The sequence below is a fragment of the Streptomyces sp. NPDC006739 genome, assembly GCF_042869815.1.
Classification (GTDB): domain Bacteria; phylum Actinomycetota; class Actinomycetes; order Streptomycetales; family Streptomycetaceae; genus Streptomyces.
The window spans coordinates 123068-130413 of the sequence record NZ_JBIAGM010000022.1 but is presented as its reverse complement, the minus strand read 5'-3'; the positions used below and the strand labels follow the sequence as shown (position 1 = coordinate 130413).

The following is a 7346-nucleotide window of genomic DNA, read 5'->3' as shown; positions in this document are numbered from 1 at the left end:
ACCATGCCCCGGACCCGCTCGACCACCTGACGCAGATGCTCCGGCGTCGTACCGCAACACCCACCGATCAGGGAAAGGCCGTACTCCCGTACGAAGGTCTCCTGGGCGTCGGCGAGCTCCGGCGCCGTGAGGGGGTAGTGGGCGCCGTCCTTGGTGAGGACGGGCAGGCCCGCGTTGGGCATGCAGGACAGCTGGATGCGCGCATGGCGGGCCAGGTAGCGCAGGTGCTCGCTCATCTCGGCCGGACCGGTCGCGCAGTTCAGGCCGATCATGTCGATGCCGAGGGGCTCCAGCGCGGTCAGCGCCGCGCCGATCTCGGAGCCGAGCAGCATCGTGCCGGTGGTCTCGACGGTCACCGACACGATCAGCGGGACCTCGTAGCCGGCGGTCTCCATCGCCCGGCGGGCGGCCAGTACGGAGGCCTTGGTCTGCAGCAGGTCCTGGGTGGTCTCCACCAGCAGCGCGTCGGCGCCGCCGGCGAGCAGGCCCTCGGCGTTCTGCTGGTAGGCGTCGCGGATGGCGTTGAAGGTGGTGTGGCCGAGGGTGGGCAGCTTGGTGCCCGGGCCGACCGAACCCAGCACCCAGCGGCTCCGGCCGTCCCGGGCCGCGAACTCGTCCGCCACCTCGCGGGCGATGCGGGCGCCGGCCTCGGACAGTTCGGCGACGCGCTCGGGGATGTCGTACTCACCCAGTGCGGTGAGGTTCGCGCCGAAGGTGTTGGTCTCCACGCAGTCGACACCCGCGTCGAAGTACGCGGAGTGCACCGAGCGGACGATGTCGGGGCGGGTGACGTTGAGGACCTCGTTGCAGCCCTCCATCTGCTGGAAGTCGTCCAGCGTGGGGTCCTGCGCCTGAAGCATCGTGCCCATGGCTCCGTCGGCGACCACCACACGGGTGGCGAGCGCCTCTCGGAGCGCGGACACACGGGTCCGGCTGTCGGCGGAAGGGGACGGTGGCACCGAGGCCATGAAGGGCTCCCTGGGATGCGACGGCTGTCGGCTATGCGGTTTCCCGGGCGGACCCGGGGCAGACGCACGTGCGCCAGCCTAACCGGGAGTGGGCTTGGATGGGCAGGGCGTCCACGAGGCGGACGAGTGGCGTGCGAGCGTCGCCCTAGCCACACGCGACGTAACAAGAACCGACCGACTATTAGCGGGAGGTCGGCATGGACCGGTAGTGTTCGACATTGCCGAACGACAGTGATGATGTTCGTCGGCGGTCGAAGGGGACGGAGGCAGGACGGCGATGGCACGGAACATCCAGTCGCTCGAACGGGCGGCCGCGATGCTGCGGCTGCTCGCGGGCGGCGAGCGGCGGCTCGGCCTCTCGGACATCGCCTCGTCGCTGGGCCTCGCCAAGGGCACCGCCCACGGCATCCTGCGCACCCTCCAGCAGGAGGGCTTCGTGGAACAGGACGACGCCTCGGGGCGCTACCAGCTGGGCGCGGAACTGCTGCGCCTGGGCACCACCTACCTGGACGTGCACGAGCTGCGGGCCCGGGCCCTGGTGTGGACGGACGACCTGGCCCGCTCCAGCGGGGAGAGCGTCTACCTGGGCGTCCTGCACCAGCAGGGCGTCCTGATCGTGCACCACGTCTTCCGGCCCGACGACAGCCGCCAGGTGCTGGAGATCGGCGCCATGCAGCCGTTGCACTCCACGGCCCTGGGCAAGGTGCTGTCCGCCTACGACCCGGTGGCGCACAGCGAGGCGCTGGAGGCCGACCGCAAGCCGTTCACCGACCGCACGGTGTGCGACCTGGCGGATTTCGAGCACCTCCTCGACATGACACGCGCGCGTGGGTACGCGGCGGACGTGGAGGAGACCTGGGAGGGCGTGGCCTCGGTCGCCGCGCCCGTCCACGACCGGCGGCGCATGCCGGTGGGCGCCGTGGGCATCACGGGCGCGGTGGAACGGCTGTGCCGCGACGGGGAGCTGCGTCCGGAGCTGATCGCGGCGGTACGGGACTGTGCCCGCGCGGTGTCGCGGGACCTGGGCGCCGGGCGGTTCTGAGCACGGCACACGACGGGGATCGACCGGGACGCGGGCGGCGTTCCGGCTCTCGCCATACCCTGAAAGAGACATATGGTGCGAAGCCGTACATCCCGTAGCGCCGGAGGTCGACAGCCGGGAGCGATCAATAACGATCGCGCTTTCGATAACAGAACTCTTGACGAGCCCGTAACGCCGGAGCAAGACTCCCGTCCATCGGTCGGCATTGTCGAACACCTACCGGCAATACGCGCTAGAGTGTGACAACGCCAAGGGCCGGCATCGCTCTCACCCCCGAGGGCAGCTCGAACCTCCGGAGGGACCCGGGGTTCGGTCCCCTGGACGAAGGACAAAGGAGTCGCGGGTGTCCAGCTCCGACATCTTCATCGGCGAGACCATCGGTACCGCCATACTCATCCTGCTCGGCGGCGGCGTCTGCGCCGCCGTGACCCTGAAGGCCTCCAAGGCACGTAACGCCGGTTGGCTCGCCATCACCTTCGGGTGGGGTTTCGCCGTTCTGACGGCCGTCTACACCTCGGCGCCGCTCTCCGGCGCCCATCTGAATCCGGCCGTGACGCTCGCGCTCGCGATCAAGGACAAGGACTTCAGCAACCTCCCCGTCTACTGGGGCGGTCAGCTGCTCGGCGCCATGATCGGCGCGACCCTGGTCTGGGTGGCCTACTACGGCCAGTTCCACGCCCACCTCACCGACAAGGAGATCGTCGGCGGTCCCGGCGCGCAGGCCACGACGGCCAAGGCCGTCGAGGCCCAGGAGAAGGGGGCCGGCCCGGTCCTGGGCGTCTTCTCCACCGGCCCGGAGATCCGGGTCGTCTGGCAGAACCTCGCCACCGAGATCATCGGCACCATCGTGCTGGTGCTCGCCGTCCTCACCCAGGGCCTGAACGACAAGGGCAACGGTCTGGGCACGCTGGGCGCCCTGATCACCGCGCTGGTGGTCGTCTCCATCGGCCTCTCGCTGGGCGGCCCGACGGGCTACGCGATCAACCCGGCCCGTGACCTCGGTCCGCGCCTCGTGCACGCTCTGCTCCCCCTGCCCAACAAGGGCGGTTCCGACTGGAGCTACGCCTGGATCCCGGTGGTCGGTCCGCTGATCGGCGGCGCCATCGCGGCAGGCATCTACAACGTCGCATTCGCCTAAGAAGCCCACGGATCTTTCAGGAGCACACTGTGACCGACGCGCACACCGCAGGCCCCTTCATCGCCGCGATCGACCAGGGCACGACCTCCAGCCGCTGCATCGTCTTCGACCGGGACGGCCGTATCGTCGCCGTCGACCAGAAGGAGCACGAGCAGATCTTCCCGAAGCCGGGCTGGGTCGAGCACAACGCCACCGAGATCTGGACCAACGTCCAGGAAGTCGTCGCCGGAGCCATCCAGAAGGCCGGCATCACCCGCGACGACATCAAGGCCATCGGCATCACCAACCAGCGCGAGACCACCGTGCTGTGGGACAAGAACACCGGTGAGCCCGTCCACAACGCGATCGTCTGGCAGGACACCCGCACCGACGCCCTGTGCCGGGAACTCGGCCGCAACGTCGGCCAGGACCGCTTCCGCCGCGAGACCGGCCTCCCCCTGGCCGCCTACTTCGCCGGGCCCAAGGCCCGCTGGCTGCTCGACAACGTCGAGGGCCTCAAGGAGCGCGCCGAGGCGGGCGACATCCTCTTCGGCACCATGGACAGCTGGGTCATCTGGAACCTGACCGGCGGTGCCGACGGCGGCCGGCACGTCACCGACGTCACCAACGCCTCGCGCACCCTGCTCATGAACCTGCACACGATGCAGTGGGACGAGAAGATCGCCGAGTCGATCGGTGTGCCGCTGCAGATCCTGCCCGAGATCCGCCCCTCCGCCGAGGTCTACGGCGAGGTCACCGGCGGCAAGCTCGGCGACCTGCTCGGCGGTATCCCGGTCGCCTCCGCGCTCGGTGACCAGCAGGCGGCCCTGTTCGGCCAGACCTGCTTCTCCGAGGGCGAGACCAAGTCCACGTACGGCACCGGCACCTTCATGGTGATGAACACCGGTGACAAGATCATCAACTCCTACGCGGGCCTGCTGACCACGGTCGGCTACAAGATCGGCGACCAGCCGACGGTCTACGCCCTGGAGGGCTCGATCGCCGTCACCGGCTCCCTGGTGCAGTGGATGCGCGACCAGATGGGCCTGATCTCCACCGCCGCCGAGATCGAGACGCTCGCGCTCTCGGTCGAGGACAACGGCGGCGCCTACTTCGTGCCGGCCTTCTCCGGCCTGTTCGCCCCGCACTGGCGTTCCGACGCCCGCGGAGTGATCGCCGGCCTGACCCGGTACGTCACCAAGGCGCACCTGGCGCGCGCCGTCCTGGAGGCGACCGCCTGGCAGACCCGGGAGATCGCCGACGCCATGGTCAAGGACTCCGGCGACGAGCTGGTGACCCTCAAGGTCGACGGCGGCATGACCTCCAACAACCTGCTGATGCAGACCCTCTCCGACGTCCTGGACGCACCGGTGGTGCGCCCGATGGTCGCCGAGACCACCTGCCTCGGCGCCGCCTACGCCGCCGGTCTCGCCGTCGGCTTCTGGTCCAGCACCGACGAGCTGCGCGCCAACTGGCGCCGGGCCGCCGAATGGACCCCCCACATGGACGCGGAGACCCGCGACCGTGAGTACAAGAACTGGCTCAAGGCCGTCGAGCGGACCATGGGCTGGATCGAGGACGAGAGCTGACGAGCGCTGACGTCAGCTGACGAGGAGTAAGTACCCGACATGACCAGTCAGTCCACCCTGCAGTCCGTGCCTGCCCTGGGGACGCACCCGGCCTCCGGCTCTCTCCCGAGCCGGGCCGAGACCAGGGAGCAGCTCTCCAAGGCGTCGTACGACCTTCTGGTGATCGGCGGCGGCATCCTGGGCATCTCCACCGCCTGGCACGCCGCGCAGTCCGGCCTGAGGGTGGCACTGGTCGACGCCGGCGACTTCGCCGGCGCCACCTCCTCCGCCTCCTCCAAGCTCCTCCACGGCGGTCTGCGCTACCTGCAGACCGGCGCGGTGAAGCTGGTGGCGGAGAACCACTTCGAGCGCCGTGCGGTCTCCCGCCAGGTGGCCCCCCACCTGGCGAACCCGCTCACCTTCTACCTCCCCGTGTACAAGGGCGGGCCGCACGGCGCGGCGAAGCTCGGGGCGGGCGTCTTCGCCTACTCCGCGCTCTCCGCGTTCGGTGACGGCGTCGGTCACCTCCTGTCCCCCGCCAAGGCGGCGCAGGACGTGCCCGAGCTGCGCACCGAGAACCTCAAGGCCGTCGCCGTATACGGCGACGACCAGATGAACGACGCCCGGATGGCGCTGATGACGGTCCGCGCGGCCGTCGAGGCGGGCGCGGTGGTCCTCAACCACGCCGAGGTCACCGGCCTGCGCTTCACCAAGGGCCGGGTCACGGGCGCCGACCTGCGCGACCGGACCTCCGGCGAGGAGTTCGGCGTCAACGCCCGTCTGGTGCTCAACGCGACCGGCCCCTGGGTCGACCACCTGCGCAGGATGGAGGACCCGAACGCGGCCCCCTCCATCCGGCTGTCCAAGGGCGCGCACCTGGTCCTGAAGCGGACGTCGCCGTGGAAGGCGGCGCTCGCCACCCCGATCGACAAGTACCGCATCACCTTCGCCCTCCCCTGGGAGGACATGCTGCTGCTCGGCACCACCGACGAGGAGTTCGAGGGCGACCCGGCGGACGTCGCGGTCACCGAGAAGGACATAGCCCAGATCCTGGACGAGGCCGCGTTCTCGGTCCGGGACCAGCAGCTGAGCCGCGATCTGATCACCTACTCCTTCGCGGGTCTGCGGGTGCTGCCGGGCGGTCCCGGCGACACGGCCAAGGCCAAGCGGGAGACGGTGGTCACGGAGGGCCGTGGCGGGATGCTGTCCGTCGCGGGCGGCAAGTGGACCACCTTCCGGCACATCGGCCGTACGGTCATGCAGAAGCTGGAGGCGCTGCCCGGCCACCCGCTCGGTGACGACTTCGAGCCGATCTCCTCGCTGCCGAAGAAGCTGCCGCTGCCCGGCGTCGCCAACCCGCGCGCGGTCGCCCACCGGCTGCTGGTGGACCACCCGGCGCCCGGCCCGCGCATGGCCGCCGACACCGCCAGGCACCTGGCCACCCACTACGGCTCGCTGGCCTTCGACATCGCCCGGCTGGCGAACGAGAGCCCGGAGCTGGCCGAGCGCGTCCACCCGGACGCCCCGGAGATCTGGGCGCAGGTCGTCTGGGCCCGTGACCACGAGTGGGCCGAGACGCCGGACGACGTGCTGCGCCGCCGTACGACGCTGACGATCCGGGGCCTGGCCACGGACGAGGTCCGCGCCAAGGTCCAGGACCTGCTCGACAAGAAGTAGACCCGGTACCGGCCCGCTCCCCGACCGGGGCCGGAACCAGGGGCCGGCTCCCTCCGCACCGGAGCCGGAACCACGCGAGGGGCGGCTCCACGCCGATGGAGCCGCCCCTCGCGTCCGCCCGTTTCGTCCGTCGGGTCCCGCTTCCTCCGTCCGGTCCCGCTTCCTCCGCCGCTGGGCGAACAGGAGGTCACACCGCATAATGTGCCTCCATAAGGTGCGAGACATCGGATGTCTCAGTGAGAGGGAGGCCCGCCATGGCAGTCACCGACGAGGCGATCGAGAAGATCAAGGACATGATCGTCTCCGGTGCCCTGCGCCCCGGTGAACGACTGCCCAAGGAGAGCGAACTCGCCGCGGAGCTTGGCCTGTCCCGCAACTCACTGCGAGAGGCGGTGCGCGCGCTGTCGCTGATCCGGATCCTGGACGTGCGCCAGGGCGACGGCACCTATGTGACGAGTCTGGATCCGCAGCTGTTGCTGGAGGCGATGAGCTTCGTCGTCGACTTCCACCGCGACGACACGGTCCTGGAGTTCCTGGCGGTGCGCCGGATCCTGGAGCCGGCCGCGACCGCGATGGCGGCCTCCCGGATCAGCGAGCAGCAAGTCGACGCGCTGTCCGCCCAGTTGGACGCGCTCGGTGCGACGCCCTCGGTGGAGGAACTGGTCGCCTGCGACCTGGAGTTCCACCGTGGCATCGTGCAGAGCGCGGGCAACTCGGTGCTGTGCTCCCTGCTCGACGGCCTGTCCGGGCCCACCACCCGGGCGCGGATCTGGCGCGGTCTCACCCAGGAGGACGCGGTGGTCCGCACGCTGCGCGAGCACCGCGCGATCCTGGCCGCTTTGCGCGACCGGGACGCGGAGGCGGCCCGTTCCTGGGCGACCGTGCACATCGCGAGTGTGGAGCAGTGGCTGCGCAGCACCCTGTGAGGCCCGTGGACGGCGGCGGTGGGGCTCCCTTCGGCCCGAGGGTGTTCC

General features: G+C 70.2%; 6 protein-coding genes. 5 read left to right on the top strand and 1 reads right to left on the bottom strand.

The annotated features are described in order from the left end of the window. On the bottom strand, positions 1-968 hold a 968-nt coding region (locus ACFYMM_RS33925; RefSeq protein WP_388393792.1), incomplete at its 3' end, for a homocysteine S-methyltransferase family protein. A gap of 277 nt (positions 969-1245) precedes the next feature. On the opposite strand from ACFYMM_RS33925, the gene ACFYMM_RS33920 reads away from it, so the two are divergent. The 5 genes from ACFYMM_RS33920 (at position 1246) to ACFYMM_RS33900 (ending at position 7298) form a co-directional block, all read left to right on the top strand. Further along, the gene (locus tag ACFYMM_RS33920; protein ID WP_388393789.1) at positions 1246-2010 is read left to right on the top strand and encodes an IclR family transcriptional regulator; all 765 of its coding nucleotides are present in this window, start codon (positions 1246-1248) and stop codon (positions 2008-2010) included. A gap of 343 nt (positions 2011-2353) precedes the next feature. Continuing rightward, positions 2354-3148, top strand: coding sequence for an MIP/aquaporin family protein (locus tag ACFYMM_RS33915; protein ID WP_388393786.1), 795 nt, complete (start codon positions 2354-2356; stop codon positions 3146-3148). Positions 3149-3177: 29 nt separating this feature from the next. Continuing rightward, on the top strand, positions 3178-4716 hold the full coding sequence (gene glpK, locus ACFYMM_RS33910; RefSeq protein ID WP_388393784.1) for a glycerol kinase GlpK: 1539 nt from the start codon (positions 3178-3180) through the stop codon (positions 4714-4716). A 39-nt stretch (positions 4717-4755) separates the two neighbouring features. Further along, complete coding sequence (locus ACFYMM_RS33905) at positions 4756-6372, top strand: FAD-dependent oxidoreductase (RefSeq protein ID WP_388393781.1); 1617 nt, start codon at positions 4756-4758, stop codon at positions 6370-6372. Positions 6373-6626: 254 nt separating this feature from the next. Beyond that, positions 6627-7298 (top strand): FadR/GntR family transcriptional regulator, encoded by a 672-nt coding sequence (locus tag ACFYMM_RS33900; RefSeq protein WP_388393779.1) that lies wholly within the window; start codon positions 6627-6629, stop codon positions 7296-7298. Positions 7299-7346: the final 48 nt, after the last annotated feature.